The sequence below is a fragment of the Streptomyces sp. NPDC015130 genome (assembly GCF_043080005.1).
Taxonomy (GTDB): domain Bacteria; phylum Actinomycetota; class Actinomycetes; order Streptomycetales; family Streptomycetaceae; genus Streptomyces.
The window spans coordinates 246,202-262,921 of record NZ_JBIBVC010000002.1 but is presented as its reverse complement, the minus strand read 5'-3'; the positions used below and the strand labels follow the sequence as shown (position 1 = coordinate 262,921).

At 73.6% G+C, this 16,720-nt stretch carries 12 protein-coding genes and 1 pseudogene; 7 read left to right on the top strand and 6 right to left on the bottom strand.

Going from position 1 to position 16,720, the window contains the following annotated elements:
- Positions 1 to 28: 28 nt before the first annotated feature.
- Complete coding sequence (locus ACF08F_RS04495; RefSeq protein WP_392296996.1) at positions 29 to 2,116, bottom strand: YhgE/Pip family protein; 2,088 nt, start codon at positions 2,114 to 2,116, stop codon at positions 29 to 31.
- 310 nt (positions 2,117 to 2,426) lie between these two features.
- A pseudogene (locus tag ACF08F_RS04490) lies at positions 2,427 to 3,248 on the bottom strand (ATP-binding cassette domain-containing protein); the annotation flags it as partial.
- A gap of 163 nt (positions 3,249 to 3,411) precedes the next feature.
- On the opposite strand from ACF08F_RS04490, the gene ACF08F_RS04485 reads away from it, so the two are divergent.
- The 3 genes from ACF08F_RS04485 (at position 3,412) to ACF08F_RS04475 (ending at position 5,472) form a co-directional block, all read left to right on the top strand.
- Entirely contained in the window at positions 3,412 to 3,942 is a 531-nt protein-coding gene (locus ACF08F_RS04485; RefSeq protein ID WP_392296995.1) for an SAV_6107 family HEPN domain-containing protein, read from the top strand.
- A 67-nt stretch (positions 3,943 to 4,009) separates the two neighbouring features.
- The gene (locus ACF08F_RS04480; RefSeq protein WP_392296994.1) at positions 4,010 to 4,798 is read left to right on the top strand and encodes a methyltransferase; all 789 of its coding nucleotides are present in this window, start codon (positions 4,010 to 4,012) and stop codon (positions 4,796 to 4,798) included.
- Positions 4,799 to 5,070: 272 nt separating this feature from the next.
- On the top strand, positions 5,071 to 5,472 hold the full coding sequence (locus ACF08F_RS04475) for a DUF3040 domain-containing protein (protein WP_024755562.1): 402 nt from the start codon (positions 5,071 to 5,073) through the stop codon (positions 5,470 to 5,472).
- Positions 5,473 to 5,653: 181 nt separating this feature from the next.
- Here ACF08F_RS04475 and ACF08F_RS04470 read toward each other — a convergent pair whose 3' ends face one another.
- The 4 genes from ACF08F_RS04470 to ACF08F_RS04455 form a co-directional block, all read right to left on the bottom strand.
- Positions 5,654 to 8,080 carry a DUF3488 and DUF4129 domain-containing transglutaminase family protein gene (locus ACF08F_RS04470; protein ID WP_392296993.1) on the bottom strand — a complete coding sequence of 809 codons (2,427 nt, stop codon included), beginning with the start codon at positions 8,078 to 8,080 and terminating at the stop codon, positions 5,654 to 5,656.
- Positions 8,077 to 9,426: a DUF58 domain-containing protein gene (locus ACF08F_RS04465; RefSeq protein WP_392296992.1), complete on the bottom strand. Its 1,350-nt coding sequence runs from the start codon at positions 9,424 to 9,426 to the stop codon at positions 8,077 to 8,079. The genes ACF08F_RS04470 and ACF08F_RS04465 overlap by 4 nt, the downstream gene beginning before the upstream one ends.
- Complete coding sequence (locus tag ACF08F_RS04460; protein ID WP_392296991.1) at positions 9,426 to 10,445, bottom strand: AAA family ATPase; 1,020 nt, start codon at positions 10,443 to 10,445, stop codon at positions 9,426 to 9,428. Before ACF08F_RS04460 ends, ACF08F_RS04465 begins: the two co-directional genes overlap by 1 nt.
- 145 nt (positions 10,446 to 10,590) lie before the next feature.
- Positions 10,591 to 11,193: a beta-class carbonic anhydrase gene (locus ACF08F_RS04455; RefSeq protein WP_392296990.1), complete on the bottom strand. Its 603-nt coding sequence runs from the start codon at positions 11,191 to 11,193 to the stop codon at positions 10,591 to 10,593.
- 278 nt (positions 11,194 to 11,471) lie between these two features.
- On the opposite strand from ACF08F_RS04455, the gene rsmH reads away from it, so the two are divergent.
- The 4 genes from rsmH to ACF08F_RS04435 are packed head-to-tail and all read left to right on the top strand — an operon-like array spanning position 11,472 to position 16,719.
- Positions 11,472 to 12,428 (top strand): 16S rRNA (cytosine(1402)-N(4))-methyltransferase RsmH, encoded by a 957-nt coding sequence (gene rsmH, locus ACF08F_RS04450; protein WP_358467929.1) that lies wholly within the window; start codon positions 11,472 to 11,474, stop codon positions 12,426 to 12,428.
- On the top strand, positions 12,425 to 12,982 hold the full coding sequence (locus tag ACF08F_RS04445) for a septum formation initiator family protein (RefSeq protein WP_392296989.1): 558 nt from the start codon (positions 12,425 to 12,427) through the stop codon (positions 12,980 to 12,982). The genes rsmH and ACF08F_RS04445 overlap by 4 nt, the downstream gene beginning before the upstream one ends.
- A gap of 7 nt (positions 12,983 to 12,989) precedes the next feature.
- Positions 12,990 to 14,984 (top strand): peptidoglycan D,D-transpeptidase FtsI family protein, encoded by a 1,995-nt coding sequence (locus ACF08F_RS04440; RefSeq protein WP_392296988.1) that lies wholly within the window; start codon positions 12,990 to 12,992, stop codon positions 14,982 to 14,984.
- A 16-nt stretch (positions 14,985 to 15,000) separates the two neighbouring features.
- Positions 15,001 to 16,719 carry a UDP-N-acetylmuramoyl-L-alanyl-D-glutamate--2,6-diaminopimelate ligase gene (locus ACF08F_RS04435; protein WP_392296987.1) on the top strand — a complete coding sequence of 573 codons (1,719 nt, stop codon included), beginning with the start codon at positions 15,001 to 15,003 and terminating at the stop codon, positions 16,717 to 16,719.
- Position 16,720: the final 1 nt, after the last annotated feature.

Here is a 16,720-nt window from a genome sequence, read left to right as displayed (position 1 = left end):
AGGTGTCGCGGGTGTCACCGGCCCTGTCTCACAGGGTCAGCTCGGGGTGGAGTCGGTCGAGCGTCCAGACCTGCCGCTTGCGGGCGGAGACGGCGGTCAGGGCCAGGGCGCCCAGGGTGAAGGCGGTCAGCACCGCGCAGGCCTGCCAGACCGGTTCGATCCCGCCGCCCGTGATCAGCCGGCGCAGCGCCTCGACCACGTACGTCATCGGCAGGAAGGGGTGGATCGCGTTGAAGAAGCCCGGGCTGGTCTGGACGGGGTAGGTGCCGCCCGCCGAGGTCAGCTGGAGCATCAGCACCGCGAGCACGAGGATCCGGCCGGCCGCGCCGAAGCGGGCGTTGAGCCACTGGATGATCGCGGCGAAGCAGCAGGTGACCAGGGCGAGGAAGCCGATGGTGCCGGCGGCCCTGGCCATCTGGAGGCCGAGGCCCCAGTGCAGGACGGACATGAGGGCCCCGACCTGGAGGATGCCGATCGCCGCCACCGGGAGCCAGCCCGCGAGCGCGATCCGCCAGGCCGATCCGCCGGCCGCGAGGGCGCGCCGGTTCAGCGGCTGGATGATCATGTACGCGACCATCGCGCCGACCCAGAGGGAGAGCGGGATGAAGTACGGGGCGAAGCCGGTGCCGTAGTTCGGCGCCTTGTGCAGGGACTGGGAGGCCAGCTGCACGGGGTCGGCCATGACCTCCGTACGCCGGTCGCGGTCCTGCTCGTCGTAGTCGGGGATCTGCTTGACCCCGTCGTGCAGGCCGACGGCCAGCGCGCCGGAGCCGTCGGCCAGCTTGAACAGGCCGCCGTCGAGCTCGCCCGCGCCCTTCTTCAGCTTGCCGATGCCGGTGTCGAGGCCGGCCGCGCCGCTCTTGGCGCCGCTGATGCCGGTGTGGAGCCTGTCCGCGCCATCGGCGACCTTCTTGGCGCCCGCGTTGAGCTCGTTGATCTTCCTGATGGCGTCCTCGACGTCCTCGTCGAGGTGAGGGGCGCGGACGGCCAGTTCGTCGGCCTGCTTCTTGAGCTTGACGAGCCGCGCGTCCAGGGTCTTGAGGTCGCCGGTGCTGTTCTTGGTCAGGGCGTGCACGTCGTCGGCGATGGTCGCCACGTCGTTCGCGGAGACCGTGGCCTTCTTGAGCACCCCGCACACCCTGGCGTCGGGCTCCGGGTTCTTCTCGCACTCGTCGCGGTGGAGGGTGGCGAGTCCGTCGTTCGCCGCGTGCGCGCCGGCGCGGACGATCGGGGCGCGCCGGACGAGGTCGTCGAGGTTGTTGCGGACGGCCGTGATGGAGTCCGAGGCGAGGCGGGCGCTGTCGCGGATCGACGTGCCGTTGTTCGCCAGGTACGGGCGGACCTTGTCGGCGGTGCCGTTGACCTTGTCGGCGAGCTTCTGCGTGCCGTTCGCGACCTTGCGGGAACCGTTCTCCAGGTCCCGGGCGCCCTTGTCGAGCTTCTTCAGCCCGGCGGCCAGGTCACCGCTGCCCGCCTTGGCGTCCTTGAGGCCGGCGGCCAGGTCCTTGGAGCCCTTCTTCGCCTTGTCGACACCGTCCTTGAGGTCGTCCGCGCCCTTGGCCGCCTTCGCGGTGGCCTCGTGGATGTCGGAGAAGGAGATGAAGATCTTGTCGAGGAAGGTGCGCGAGGACTTGGTGGAGGCCGCCGTGCGCACCTCGGAGAAGACCGTGCGGGAGATCTGGCCGACGATGTAGTTGTTGGCGTCGTTCGTCCGGACCCGCAGGGCGCCGGTCTCGGGGGAGTCGCCGGAGCTGGAGGCGATCCGCGAGCTGAAGTCGCCCGGCATGGTGAGGGACAGGTAGTACGTGCCGTCCTCGACGCCCTTGCGGGCCTCGGCGTCGCTCACCCGGTGCCACGCGAAGGTGTTGCTCTCCAGGAGCCCCTCGGCGATGTCGTCACCGGCGTTGATCTGCTTGCCGTCGGCGGTGGCGCCCCGGTCCTCGTTGACGAGGGCGACGGGGATCTTGTCGAGCCTGCTGTACGGGTCCCAGAACGAGTACAGGTACAGGGCGCCGTAGAGCAGCGGCAGCAGCAGGATCGCGACGAGCGCGGCGCGCGGCAGCTTTCCCCTGCCGAAGCGCTTCAGCTCAAGAGCGGCCAGTTTCGGCGAGCGCATCGGCCGCCCCCTCCTCGGTGTCGTCCTGGGTGGTCCCGTCCGCGGCGGTGACCGCGGCGGCTTCGGTCTTGCGGGGCTCGGTCGCGCCGGGCTCGGGCTCCGTGGTCTCGGCGGCCGGCGCGGGCTCGGGCGCCGGGGCCTCGGCGGGCTTCTCCGGCTTCGTGGCCTTCCCCGGCTCGGTGGCCTTCTCCAGGCGCTCGGCCTTCGTGGGCTCGGTGGCCTTCGCCTTCTCCGGCTTCGCGGGCTTCTCCTGGACCGGGTCCGGGGTCCTCTCCACGGCCGGGGCCTTCGACGGCTCCGTGGCCTTGCCCGGACCCCTGGCCTTCGTCGGCTCCGTGGCCTTGCCCGGGCCCTTGGCCTTCGTCGGCTCGGGGGCCTTGGCCGGTTCCTTCGCTTCCTTCGGTTCCGTCCGCTCCGGCGTCCCGGTGACCGTCGTGATCCGCTGGGCGTCCGCCGGGGCCTCGGCGCAGACGGCGAGGACGGTCGTACCGGCCTCGGCCACCGAGCGCAGCAGCGCCCAGACCTCGGCCCGGTCGGCGTCCGAGAGCTTCAGGTCCGTGTCGTCCAGGGCGAGCAGCCGGGGCCGGCCGATGAGGGCCAGCGCGATCGAGAGCCGCAGGGCCTCCAGCCGCTCCAGGTCGCGTACGGAGGTCCGCTCGCCCTTCGGCAGGGCGGCGAGGTCGAGTCCGGAGGCCGCGACGGCCTCGTCGATCCGGGCCCGGGCCTCCGCGGCCCGCTCGGCGGGGCGCCGCAGGAAGGCCCGTACGGAACCGTCGAAGCGGCGCTGGAGCAGCGCCCGCTCCCGCAGGTGCTCGGCGACGGTGAAGGCGGGATCCAGCTCGCTGACCCCGGGCACCTGCCCGAGCGCGCTGATCCGGCGCACCGCGCCCAGCTTGCGGGGCAGCCGCACCCCGCCGACCTCGGCGTGCCCCTCCGTGGCCTTCATGCGGCCCGTGAGGGCGAGCAGGAGGCACGTGCGGCCGGAGCCGGACGGGCCCTCGATCGCCACCAGTGCGCCCGGCTCGGCCCGGAAGGAGACCTCCCGGAAGGCCCAGCCGCGCGGTCCCTTCAGTCCGAAGCCGTCCGCGACGACGGCGGCGCCGTGCGGCTGCTCCTCTGCCTCCGCTCCCACGGGCCCACCCCCACTTCCCCATTTTTGAACTGACTGGTCAGTCCAAAAGTTACCCCGGGGTAGTCGATCACGCAAAATCCCAGGTCAGCCGCATTGTCAGTGGGGCCCGGCACGATGGACACATACGGCCACGGAGCCGTCACGCGACGACAGGAGGCACGTCATGGCCAGTCCTTCCGCAGCAGCCGCGCCCGGCCCCCGACCCGGCGGCCCCACCGCTCCCGCACGCTCCGGACCCGCCTCCGACGTCCACCCCGTCCCGCGCCGCGCCACCGCCCCGCCCGCCGCCCTCGACCTGCTCGCCAAGGCCCGCGCCGGACTCGACGAGGCCGCCGCGCTGGACCGGCCCCACGAGCGGTACGCCACCGCCCACCTCGCCGCCCTGCGGGCCGCGGCCGCCGTCCTCGCCGCCCGGGCCAGGCCCGAGGCTTCGCCCCGCGACCGCCGGCGCATAAGGAGTGCCTGGGAGCTGCTGCCCCGGCTCGCCCCCGAGCTGACCGAGTGGAGCGCCCTCTTCGCCTCCGGCGCCCAGCGCAGGGCCCGCGCCGAGGCCGGGATCACGAGCGCGGCGACCCGCCGCGAGGCCGACGACCTGCTCCGGGACGCCGCCCTGTTCCTGCGGCTGGTCGAGCGGCTGCTCGCCCTGCAGCCGACGCTGCCCCGCCAGCCAGGGGCCGGAGAGGCCGACGGATGATCCGAAACGCAGGCCCGAGGCCATAGGGTGGGGAGCGTCCGTACCCGTCACCGAGGAGTCAACAGCCGTGCCGGACCCTTCCCCTGTCTTCGGTCGAGAGACGTCCTCGCGACCGTCGCGCGCCTCCCTGCGTACCGCCGTCGTCTGGGACGTCCTCAAGGACGCCCTCGACCGCCGGGTCAAGGCCACCGGGAAGGACAGCCTCGACGTCCTCGACACGGGCGGCGGCTCCGGGAACTTCGCCGTGCCGGTGGCCCGCCTCGGGCACCGCGTCACGGTCGTCGACCCCAGCCCCAACGCCCTCTTCGCGCTGGAGCGCCGGGCCGCCGAGGCCGGGGTCGCGGACCGGGTCACCGGCGTCCAGGGAGACATCCACGGCCTCTTCGACGTGGTCGAGCGCGAGGCGTACGACACCGTGCTCTGCCACGGCGTCCTGGAGTACGTCGACGACCCCGCCGAGGGCGTGCGGAACGCGGTCGCCGCGCTCCGTCCCGGGGGCAGCCTCAGCCTGCTCGCCGCCGGGCTCGGCGGCGCCGTGCTGGCCCGCGCGCTCGCCGGACACTTCACCGAGGCGCGGCACGCGCTGACCGACCCGGACGGCCGCTGGGGCGCGGGAGACCCCGTGCCCCGCCGCTTCTCCGCCGAGCAGCTCGCCGAGCTCACGGCGGAGGCCGGTCTCGAGATCGGCGCCGTGCACGGCGTCCGGGTCTTCGCCGACCTGGTTCCCGGCGTCCTCGTGGACACCGAGCCGGGCGCCGCCGAGGCCCTCCTGAAGCTGGAGGCGGCCGCCGCGGAGCTGCCTTCCTTCCACGCCATCGCCACCCAGCTGCACGTTCTCGGCGAGAAGCGCGCCTGACGGCCACCGGCACCCGTTCGGCGGTGCGGGCCCCGGGCGTCGATGGAGTACGCCACAGCCCGCCCGATGTGGCGTTCCGCCCCGTATGATCGGGGGACACCATCCGGCATGACGGAGATGGCGCTGGGGAATCAACGCCTCAGCAACCGATCCGCATGGCGGCCCGGATTGGCTATTCGGCATTGTGGGCGGGTTTCACGGGGGCGATTCCCTGCCTATCCTGAAAGGGCCGCAAACCGGTCGCCCCCGCGACCGACGACTAGGAGGACTCCGTGCCGCTCTCGGAGCACGAGCAGCGAATGCTCGAGCAGATGGAGCGAGCGCTGTACGCCGAAGATCCCAAGTTCGCGACAGCGCTCGAGGGAAGCGGGCTGCGTACGTACACCCGCCGACGGGTTTACCAGGCAGTCGCCGGCTTCCTGGTGGGTATCGCGCTCCTCATGGCCGGAATGGTCGCACAGCAGATCTGGATCAGCGTGGTGGGTTTCCTCGTCATGCTGGGCTGCGCGGTCCTGGCGGTCACCGGATGGCGCAAGGCGCCCAAGCCGGGCGAACAGCAGGCCAGGGGTGGGACGGCGGCCGGCGGTCGCCAGACCCGGCAGCGACGCTCCACCATGAATCGGATCGAGGAGCGGTGGCAGCGCCGCCGCGACGAACAGGGCGGCGGCCACTGACGGCCCCCTGAGCGGTAGCCCCGCACCCCTTACACGACCGAGCCCCGCAGGGCCCGCGCCATGAGGCGCGATGTCCTGCGGGGCTTCGTCGTCCGCACCGGAGCCGTCGCCCGGTGCGCCTGCCGTGTGGACCCCGGGCCGACCGCCGCCCCATCGGGAGCGGCGGTCGGCCCGGGGGCTGTCAGCCCGCCTCGCGGGGGGTGCGGCGGAAGAGCGCGGCCGTACGCGAGACCAGCGTGTGGCGGCGTACCGACCACGCCGTCGCCACCGCCGACCGGCGTTCCGAGGCCGCCCAGCGGAGACGCGCGGCCGAGCGCGGCGCCAGCACCGCGCGCAGCCGCGCACGGCGGTCGGCGCTCGCGTGGAAACCGGCCCTGATCCGGGCGGCGTCCTCGGCGAGACCCGCGGCCGGCACGGGCCGGGGCGCGTAGAGCACCTCCTCCACGGCGCGGGCCACGCGGTGCACCGCGTCCGCCGATTCGCCCTTCAGTTCACCCAGTCGGACCAGGGACGCCGCCGTCTTCCTCGGCGTCATCGACTCGTCCGGCTCGACCCCGTAGTCCCAGGCCGTGTCGGTGACCTCCTGCCAGACCGCGAGGGTCCGCGCCGCCAGGTCCTCCGCGCCGCGCCCGCCGCCCGGACCGAGCCGCCGGGCCCGCACCCGGCTCCGCCAGAGCACCGGCAGGAACGGCAGCGCCAGCACCACCAGCACCCCGACCGTCACCAGGACCGCCGTCAGCGGGTTCGGGCCGGAGCCGTCCGCCTCCGCACCGGCCACCGCCGCGTCCGGACCGCAGTCGCCGAGCCTGCGCATCTGCGGCGTGCAGCTCTCCGAGGCGCTCGGCGCGGCGGACGGCTGCGCCGAGGCGCTCTGCTCGGGCTGCGCGGGACCGGTGGCGTTGCCCGAGGGCGTGTCCTGCCGGGTGTACGACGGCGTGGAGCCCCGCGACGGCGTCGGCTCGAACCGCATCCAGCCCGCCCCGTCGAAGTACAGCTCCGGCCAGGCGTGCGCGTCCCGGATGCCCACCGAGACCGAGCCGTCGGTCTGCGTCGTGCCCGGCATGAAGCCGACGGCCACCCGCGCGGGGATGCCGAGCGAGCGGGCCATCGCCGCCATGGAGAAGGAGAAGTGGACGCAGAAGCCCTCCTTGTCCTTCAGGAAGCGGGAGATCGCCTGCACCCCGGTCCCGGAGCTCACCTCGACGTCGTAGCGGAAGCCGCCCTCGTCGGCGAACCAGTTCTGGAGCTTCACCGCCTTCTCGTAGTCGTTGCGCGCTCCCCTGGTGACCTCCCGGGCCGTCGCCTTCACATCGGCGGGCAGGGACGCGGGGACCTTCGTGTACTCGGTGCGCAGCTTCTCCGGAGCCGTCCCGGCCGCGGCCAGCTGTCCGGCCGTGGGCTGTATCTCCAGGCTGGAGACCTGGTAACGGACGCCGCTCGTGGTCTGCTTGTCGTCGCCGACGAGCATCCGGCCCGCCGGCTCGTAGCGCCACTTCCCGCTGATGTCGACCCGGCCCGCCGGGTACGGCATGGGAAGCCACCGCTGCCGGTACGCCTCGGAGGCCACGAGATTGGTGGTCACCTCGGTGACCTTGACGTTCTGACCGAGCCCCTCGGGCCACGGCAGCTGCTTCGGCACGTCCTCGATCGGCCGGACCGAGGACTTCCAGGAGGCGCCGTCGAACTGGTCGAGGGCGACGAGCCGCAGGTACAGGCCGCTGGTGTCGCGGGCGTTGGTCCGGTAGCGCAGGACCTCCCGGTCCTCCGCCTGGCGGAGATTGTCCTGGAGGGAGACCAGCGGGTTCACGGCGGAGATCGTGCCGCCGGGGCCGGAGCCCGCGCCGCTCTCCCCGCCGCCCCGGCCGAACAGGCCGCCGGAGAGACCCGGCAGCGCCAGCGGCACCACCATGGCGACGCCCATCGCGACCGCGCCGATCCGGCGCCCGGTGCGGGCCGGCGCGAAGGCGGGACCGCCGTTCGCGACCGTCGATCCCGGCCGGCCGGACCGCTGGGCTCCGCCGAAGACCCGCCCCCACTGGGAGAGCCGGTCGCGGCCCTCCGCGAGGAGCAGCAGGAGATAGCCGGAGGCCGCGAGGAGGAACCAGAGCCAGCCGGCGCCGCCGCCGGAGAGACCCGCGGCCACCGAGTACAGCGCGAGCAGCGGCAGACCGGCCGGGGCCGCCCTGCGGAAGGTGACCGCGAGCGTGTCCACCATCAGCCCGATCGCGACCACACCGCCGACGAGCATCAGCCGGATGCCCTCGGTGTCCGGCGCCGGGACCGCGTACCGGCCGACGTCCTCGGCCCCCGCCTGGAACAGGTCGACGGCGTACGAGACGGCCTGCGGGCCCGGGATCAGCCAGAGGACGGCCTGCTCCCGGGCGAAGAACACCGTGAGCGCGAGGAGCACGACGGCCAGCTGCGCGAGGAGCGTCAGCGGCCGGGCCAGCGGCACCCGCCGGGCCAGCGTGCCCACACCGCTCACCAGGGCGAGGACGAGGGCCGCCGTGAAGATCCAGGTCGCCGGCTTCACCAGCGGGAGCAGTGCCCCGGCCGCCATCAGCGTGGCGCCCCAGGAGGCGAGGGTCAGCCGTGTGCGGCCGCTCATGACCAACCTCCGTAGCTGTCGGCGCCGGATTCCGTACGGGCTCCCGCCGCCTGCTGCCACAGGTCGGCGATCCGCGCCCCGGGCGGCACGGCCAGCGCCGTCCAGCCCGCCTCGCGCAGCTGCCGTACCCGCTTCTCGACCCGCCCGCCGACCGCGCCGCCGGTCAGCCAGGTGCCCGAGTCCAGGACGAAGGCGACGGCCGCGCCGGTCCGCCCGCGCATCCGGGCGGCGAGGGCCGCCTGCTCCTCGTCGAGGTCGCCGAGGAAGGCGATGAGCAGCCCCTCGTTCCCGCCGCGCAGCACGTCGGAGGCGCGGGAGAGCCCGGCCCCTTCGGAGTGGTCGACGATCGCGAGCGTGTCCATCATCAGACCGGCCGTGTCGGCCGAGTCCTGCGCCGAGCCGGCGAAACCGTCGGAGCCCTCGCCGGGCACGGCGCTGCCGCTGTCGGTGAGCAGCCGGACCGCGTAGCCGCGCTCCAGCATGTGCACCAGGGAGGAGGCGGCACCGGAGACCGCCCACTCGAAGGCGGAGTCGGGGCCCGTGCCCTGGTAGGCGACCCGGCGGGTGTCGAGGAGCACGGTGCAGCGGGCCCGCTGCGGCTGCTCCTCGCGGCGGACCATCAGCTCGCCGTAGCGGGCGGTGGAGCGCCAGTGGACCCGGCGCAGGTCGTCGCCGTGCCGGTAGGTGCGCGGGATGACGTCGTCGTCGCCGGCGAGCGCGAGGGAGCGCTGGTGCCCCTCGCCGTACCCCGCGGCCTCGCCGGCGAGCTTCACCGGGGGCAGCGGTTCCGTGCGCGGGACGACGGTGAGGGTGTCGTACGCGCTGAAGGACCGGGTCAGCTCGCACATCCCGAAGGGGTCGTTGAGCCGGAGCTGGAGCGGTCCCAGCGGGAAGCGTCCGCGCAGGTCGGAGCGGACCCGGTAGGAGACCTCGCGCCGGCCGCCCGCCTCGACCCGGTCGAGGACGAAGCGCGGGCGGGGCCCCAGCATGTACGGCACGTGGTCCTGGAGCATGAGCAGCCCGGTGGGGAGCTTGGAGACGTTCTCCATCCGGAGCTGGACCCGGGCCTCGGCGCCCGCCTCCACCCGCTGCGGGGTGAGGCGGCGGGAGGCGGCGACCCGGTAGCGCGTGCGGTGCAGCACGAGGACGCAGATCAGCGGCAGGGCGGCGAGGAGCAGCCCGACGCGCAGCAGATCGGCCTGGCCGAGCACGTACGCGCAGACGGCGGCGGCCACCCCGGCGGCGAGGAAGGACCGGCCGCGCGTGGTGAGACCGCCGAGGGCGGCCCGCAGACCGCCCCGCTCGTCGTCGCCCCGCTGCCCGTCCGGTACGGCAGCGCCCCCCATCACAGCCGCCGGGCGCCGGGCTGCTGCTGGCCGTAGAGAGGTCCGGCGGGCGGGGCCGCGGCCGGGACGGGGGTGCGCTGGAGGATGTCCTGGACGACCTGCTCGGCGGTGCGCCGGTTCAGCTGGGCCTGCGCCGTCGGCAGCAGCCGGTGGGCGAGGACGGGCCCGGCGAGGGCCTGGAGGTCGTCCGGCAGGACGTACTCGCGGCCGCTGAGCGCGGCGGAGGCCTTGGCGGCCCGCAGCAGGTGGAGCGTGGCCCGGGGCGAGGCGCCGAGCCGCAGGTCGGGGTGGGTGCGGGTGGCGGCGACGATGTCGACCGCGTACCGGCGGACGGCGTCGGCGACGTGCACCGCGCGCACGGCCTCGATCAGCTTGATGATGTCGTGGGCGTGGGCGACCGGCTGGAGGTCGTCCAGCGGGGACACCGAGCCGTGCACGTCGAGCATCTGGAGCTCGGCCTCGGGGCTCGGGTAGCCCATGGAGACCCGGGCCATGAAGCGGTCGCGCTGGGCCTCGGGCAGCGGGTAGGTGCCCTCCATCTCCACCGGGTTCTGGGTGGCGACGACCATGAACGGGCTGGGCAGCTCGTACGTCTGGCCGTCGACGGTGACCTGCCGCTCCTCCATGGACTCCAGGAGCGCGGACTGGGTCTTCGGCGAGGCGCGGTTGATCTCGTCGCCGATCACGATCTGCGCGAAGATCGCGCCCGGCTTGAACTCGAACTCCCGTCGCTGCTGGTCGAAGATCGACACGCCCGTGATGTCCGAGGGCAGCAGGTCCGGGGTGAACTGGACGCGGCGCACCGAGCAGTCGATGGACCGGGCCAGGGTCTTGGCGAGCATGGTCTTGCCGACGCCGGGGACATCCTCGATGAGGAGGTGCCCCTCGGCGAGCAGCACGGTCAGAGAAAGCCGTACGACCTCGGGCTTGCCCTCGATCACACTCTCCACCGACCCGCGGACACGCTCCGCGGTCGTGGTCAGATCAGTGAGGCTCGCTCGATCGTCATAGGTCGTCACCCGGCCCTCCTCGGCCTTCCGGAACACGGACACCTGCCCCCGGGGACATGTTTCGGGGGGTGTCACCCGAGCATTCTTGTTGGCAGGGCCGTGTCGTGTCACTCGCCTGTGGACAAGTGCGAGGGAAATGCCGGGGTTTGGTCCGTTACGCCGGGTCGATCTCGCGGAGCAGGCCCGTCGTCACGTCGAAGACGAAGCCCCGGACGTCGCCCGTGTGCAGGAGGAACGGGGAGGTCCGCACCCGCTGCATCGACTGGCGGACGTCCTGGTCCACGTCACGGAAGGCCTCGACCGCCCAGGCCGGCCGCTGTCCGACCTCCATCTCCAGCTCGTGCCGGAACTCCTCGGTGAGGGACTCCAGGCCGCAGCCGGTGTGGTGGATCAGCACCACGCTGCGGGTGCCGAGCGCACGCTGGCTGATGGTGAGGGAGCGGATCACGTCGTCCGTGACGACGCCGCCCGCGTTGCGGATGGTGTGGCAGTCGCCGAGTTCGAGGCCCAGGGCGGCGTGCAGGTCGAGACGGGCGTCCATGCAGGCGACCACGGCGACGCCCAGCACGGGCCGCGCGTCCATTCCGGGGTCGGTGAACGCGGCGGCGTACCGCTCGTTCGCCTCTACGAGGCGCTCGGTGACGGTGGAGTCGGCGGCTATGACGTCGGCGGTGGAGCGTGCGGAGGTCGACATGGTTCCGACGGTAATGGTCACAGACGCGCACGGCCTGCTGTGAGAGGGGACAAAGAACCGCATCGAGCGTTGTTGTGAGCTAAGCCACAGGTGCCGGAAGTGTGGCCCCGAACGGGTGAGGCGCCCGGAATGTCCCAGGCCTCCGCCGGCTCCGGGCGACGCGCCAGCCGGTTGATTGACCGGCGGGTCACGTGGACTAAAGTGACGCGAAGTTCACGGAGACATCGAGCGATTTCCGCGGTTTCTCCCCCGTGTGTGCGGCGGTACTTACGGCTCGGCCTCCTCCCGCTCGCCGGTCGGACCCGGCGGTAGTGCCCCCGCGCCGGATCTGAGAGGGCGCATTGAGCAACGACCGCCACGTCCCGGTGATGCTCCAGCGGTGCCTGGACATGCTGGCCCCCGCACTGGAGCGCCCCGGCGCGGTCGTCGTCGACTGCACCCTGGGCCTCGGCGGGCACAGCGAGGCCCTGCTCCAGCGGTTCCCCGAGGTGCGGCTCGTCGCCCTCGACCGGGACAAGGAGGCGCTGCGCCTCTCCGGCGAGCGCCTCGCCCCCTACGGGGAGCGGGCCACGCTCGTCCACGCCGTTTACGACGAGCTGCCCGAGGTCCTCGACCGGCTCGGCATCCCCAAGGTGGACGGCGTCCTCTTCGACCTCGGCGTCTCCTCGATGCAGCTGGACGAGGCCGACCGCGGCTTCGCCTACGCGCAGGACGCCCCGCTCGACATGCGCATGGACCAGTCGACCGGCATCAGTGCGGCCGAGGTCCTCAACACCTACCCGGCCGGCGAACTGGTCCGCATCCTGCGCGCCTACGGCGAGGAGAAGCAGGCCAAGCGGATCGTCTCCGCGATCGTGCGCGAGCGCGAGAAGGAGCCCTTCACCAACAGCGCCCGGCTCGTCGAACTCATCCGCGACTCCCTGCCCCAGGCGGCCAAGCGCACCGGCGGCAACCCGGCAAAGCGGACCTTCCAGGCCCTGCGCATCGAGGTCAACCGCGAGCTCGAAGCCGTCGAGAACGCGATCCCGGCGGCCGTGAAGGCCCTCGCCGTCGGCGGCCGCGTCGCCGTCCTCTCGTACCAGTCGCTGGAGGACCGCATCGTGAAGCAGGTCTTCGCCGCAGGCGCCGCGACCACCGCGCCGCCCGGACTCCCCGTGGTCCCGGAGAAGTACCAGCCGCGCCTCCAGCTGCTCACCCGCGGCGCCGAGCTCCCCACCGAGGAAGAGGTCGCCGAGAACCGGCGCGCCGCGCCCGCCCGCCTCCGCGGCGCGCAGCGCATCCGGGAGGACGTGCTGTGAGCACGGCGAAGGGGCCCCTCAAAGGGCGGGCCGCGCGGCTCGGCCGGCTCATGCCGTCCGGGCCCAGCTCGGCCGCCCGCACCCCCTTCGTCCTGCTCGTCTTCGTCCTCCTCGGCGGCGGGCTCATCGCCCTGCTCCTGCTGAACTCGGCCCTCAACCAGGGTTCCTTCAAGCTGCGCGAGCTCAAGGACAGGACCACCGAGCTCACCGACGAGGAGCAGGCGCTCCAGCGGGACGTGGACGACTACGCCGCCCCCGACGCCCTGGAGCGGCGCGCCCGGGAGCTGGGCATGGTCCCGGGCGGCAGCCCCGCCTTCCTCGGCCCGGACGGCAAGGTGCTCGGCGAGCCCTCGGTCGCCGTCGCCCCGAAGCCGACCCCGACCCCGAGCACGAAGCCGGCGCCGCCCGCGACCACGGCCTCCCCGACGCCGACGCCGCCGTCGAGCACCGGCACCCCGAACACCGCCGGCGCCGCCGCCACGGGCACGGACCGGCCCACCGGCCCCGCGCGGACGGCGCCGACCGCACCCCGACACACACCCTCCGGCAGGTGACCGAGCAGTGCCCTCCAAGGAGCCACCCCGCCGCCGCGTCCCCGGACCCGCCCGGCCCGCCCGCCCCCGGCCCGCCTCCGCCGGAGCACGCCCCTCGCGTCCCGCCGCCTCGCGCCCCGCGCCACGACCGGCCGCGAAGCGCCCCGCGCCCCGGCCCCCGGCCCGGCAGCCCCGCACCATCCGACTCGGCAGCCCCCGGCCCCGGCTCCGGCTGATCTCCCTCGGCCTGACCCTCGTCATGCTGGTCTTCGTGGTCCGGCTGCTCCAGGTCCAGGCCGTCGACGCCAGCGCGTACGCGGCCAAGGCCGACAAGTACCGCTTCCAGGACCACACGCTCTCCGCCGAGCGGGGCGAGATCACCGACCGCAACGGCATCGCGCTCGCCGCCAGCGTCGACGCGTACGACATCACCGCCGACCCCAAGCTCTTCACGCCCGAGGAGTCCAAGGTCCCCGACGCGCCCGAGCAGGCCGCGGCGCTCCTCGCCCCGATCCTGGGCAAGGAGCCCGCCGAGCTCGCGAAGAAGCTCCGCACCCCCAAGTCCCGCTACACCCTGCTCGCGCGCAAGCAGACCCCGCAGGTCTGGAACCAGATCAAGGACCTCAGGAGGGTCTACGGGGAGAAGTCCCGCGCCGCCGGCGGCACCGGCGTCAACCTCCTCGGCGGCATCCTCAGCGAGCCCAGCACCAAGCGCGTGTACCCGAACGGCGAACTCGCCGCCGGGATACTGGGTTACGTCAACGCCGAGGGCAAGGGCGCCGGCGGCGTCGAGTCCATGCTCGACCCGGAGCTCGCCGGCAAGGACGGCAAGGTCCGCTTCACCGAGTCCGGCGGCCGCCAGGTGCCCACCGCGGGCTCGCAGGGCACGCCCGCCGTCCCCGGCTCCGACATCGAGCTCACCATCGACCGGGACATCCAGTGGGCCGCCCAGCAGGCCATCACCGAGCAGGTGAGGAAGTCCAAGGCCGACCGGGGCTACGTCGTCGTGCAGAACACGCGGACGGGCGAGGTCCTCGCCATGGCCAACGCGCCCGGTTTCGACCCCAACGACCTCTCCGCCGCCAACGCGGCCTCCATGGGCAACGCCGCCCTCCAGGACGCCTACGAGCCCGGCTCCACCAGCAAGGTCATGTCCATGGCCGCCGTCCTGGAGGAGGGCAAGGCGACCCCCCAGACCCATGTCACCGTCCCCAACCGGCTCCACCGCGGCGACCGGCTCTTCAAGGACGACGTCGACCACAGGACCTGGTACCTGACGCTCAACGGCGTCCTCGCCAAGTCCAGCAACATCGGCACGATCCTCGCCACCGGCCAGCTCGGCGCCACCCAGCCCGAGTCCAACCGGATCCTCCACTCCTACCTGCGCAAGTTCGGCATCGGCAGCCCCACCGGCCTCGGCTTCCCGGGGGAGACCCCGGGCATCCTCGCCGAGCCCGGGGACTGGTCGACCTCACAGCAGTACACGATCCCCTTCGGCCAGGGCCTCTCCGTGAACGCCATGCAGGCCGCCTCCGTCTACTCGACCATCGCCAACAAGGGCGTACGCATCGAACCGACCCTCGTCCGCGGCACCAAGGGCCCCGACGGCCGCTTCACCCCGGCCCCCGCGCCCGAGGAGTCCCGCGTCGTCAGCGAGAAGACCGCCGGCACCCTCGCCAAGATGCTGGAGTCCGTCGTCGACGACCGGGAGGGCACCGGCACCAGGGCCGCGATCCCCGGCTACCGCGTCGCCGGCAAGACCGGCACCGCCAACCGGGTCGACCCCGAGCTCGGCCGCTACAAGGGCTACACCGCGTCCTTCGCCGGGTTCGCCCCCGCCGACGACCCGCAGGTCACCGTCTACTGCGCCATCCAGAACCCCACCAAGGGCAGCTACTTCGGGGGCCAGATCTGCGGTCCCATCTACAAGAAGGTCATGGAGTTCGCCCTCAAGACCCTCCACGTCGCCCCCACGGGCGCCGAGCCCGCCCGCCTGCCGGTCGACTTCGACCCCACCCCGTGACCATCCGGGAGCACCAGTGACCACGATCACCCCCCATTCCGGGAACCGGAAATCGAACTCCGGCGACGCCCCGGGCTCTTTTGGCCCCGCACAGGGTGCGCCCGGTACGCTCACCGCCGTGCCACACGCTGATCAGTACCGAACCACCCCGCCCCGGCCGGAGCAGGCCCGCCCGACACCCCTGGGCGACCTGGCCGCACAGCTGGGCGTCGACATCCCCGGCGCCCCCGGTCCCGTGGACATCACGGGCATCACGCACGACTCACGGGCCGTGCGCCCCGGGGACGTGTACGCGGCCCTGCCCGGCGCCCGCGCGCACGGCGCCGACTTCGTCGCCCAGGCCGCCGGACTCGGGGCCGCCGCCGTCCTCACCGACCAGGGGGGCGCCGAGCGCGCCGCCGCGACCGGCCTGCCGGTCCTCGTCGTCGAGAACCCGCGCGGCCGGATGGGCGAGCTCGCCGCCGAGATCTACGGGCGGCCGGGCGCCGACCTCCTCCAGATCGGCATCACCGGCACCTCCGGCAAGACCACCACGGCCTACCTCGTCGAGGGCGGCCTGCGCGGCGCCGGCCGGAGCACCGGCCTCGTCGGCACCGTCGAGATGCGCATCGGCGACGAGCGCATCAAGTCGGAGCGCACGACCCCCGAGGCCACCGACCTCCAGGCCCTCTTCGCCGTCATGCGCGAGCGGGGCGTCGAGGCGGTCGCCATGGAGGTCTCCAGCCACGCCCTCGTGCTCGGCCGGGTCGACGGCTGCGTCTTCGACGTCGCCGTCTTCAACAACCTCAGCCCGGAGCACATGGAGTTCCACTCCGACATGGAGGACTACTTCCAGGCGAAGGCCGGGCTCTTCACGCCCGAGCGCAGCAGGCTCGGCGTCGTGAACCTCGACGACGCCTACGGCCGCAGGCTCGTGAAGGAGGCGACCGTCCCGGTCGTCACCTTCTCCGCCGAGGGCCGCGCCGAGGCCGACTGGCGCGCCGAGGACCTCGTCCTCGGCTCCCACGACTCGACGTTCACCGCCGTCGGCCCGAAGGGCGAGCGGATCCCCGCCACCGCCCCGCTGCCCGGCCCGTTCAACGTCGCCAACACCCTCGCCGCCCTCGCCACCCTCGCCACCGCGGGCCTGGAGGCGCAGGACGCCGCCGACGGCATCGCCGCCGTCCCCGGCGTCCCCGGCCGCCTGGAGCGGGTCGACGCCGGCCAGCCGTACCTCGCGGTCGTCGACTACGCCCACAAGACGGACGCCGTCGAATCGGTCCTGCGCTCCCTGCGCGAGGTCACCGAGGGCAGGCTGCACGTGGTCATCGGCTGCGGCGGCGACCGGGACACCACCAAGCGCGGCCCGATGGGCGCCGCCACGGCCCGGCTCGCCGACACCGCCGTCCTGACCTCCGACAACCCCCGCTCCGAGGATCCCCTCGTGATCCTCTCCGCCATGCTCGCGGGCGCCGCCGGGGTCCCCGAGGAGGGGCGCGGCGAGGTCCTCGTCCTCGCCGACCGCGCCGCCGCCATCGCCGCCGCCGTGGCCCGCGCGCAGCCGGGCGACACCGTCCTGGTCGCGGGCAAGGGCCACGAGCAGGGCCAGGAGGTCGCCGGGGCCGTACGCCCCTTCGACGACCGCGAGGTCCTGCGCGCGGCGATCCTCGAGCGGGCCGCGCTCCTCGAACAGAACGGCCGGGCCGCCCTGGTGGGCGGCAAGGAAACAGACAGCCACCAGAACAGTCAGGGATGAA

What these genes read in the sequence shown, in the direction of transcription:
- ACF08F_RS04495 (WP_392296996.1), bottom strand. Translation starts at nt 2,116, where the DNA reads ATGCGCTCGCCGAAACTGGCCGCTCTTGAGCTGAAGCGCTTCGGCAGG.
- ACF08F_RS04485 (WP_392296995.1), top strand. Translation starts at nt 3,412, where the DNA reads ATGGCCAGTCCTTCCGCAGCAGCCGCGCCCGGCCCCCGACCCGGCGGC.
- ACF08F_RS04470 (WP_392296993.1), bottom strand. Translation starts at nt 8,080, where the DNA reads ATGAGCGGCCGCACACGGCTGACCCTCGCCTCCTGGGGCGCCACGCTG.
- ACF08F_RS04465 (WP_392296992.1), bottom strand. Translation starts at nt 9,426, where the DNA reads ATGGGGGGCGCTGCCGTACCGGACGGGCAGCGGGGCGACGACGAGCGG.
- ACF08F_RS04455 (WP_392296990.1), bottom strand. Translation starts at nt 11,193, where the DNA reads ATGCGGTTCTTTGTCCCCTCTCACAGCAGGCCGTGCGCGTCTGTGACC.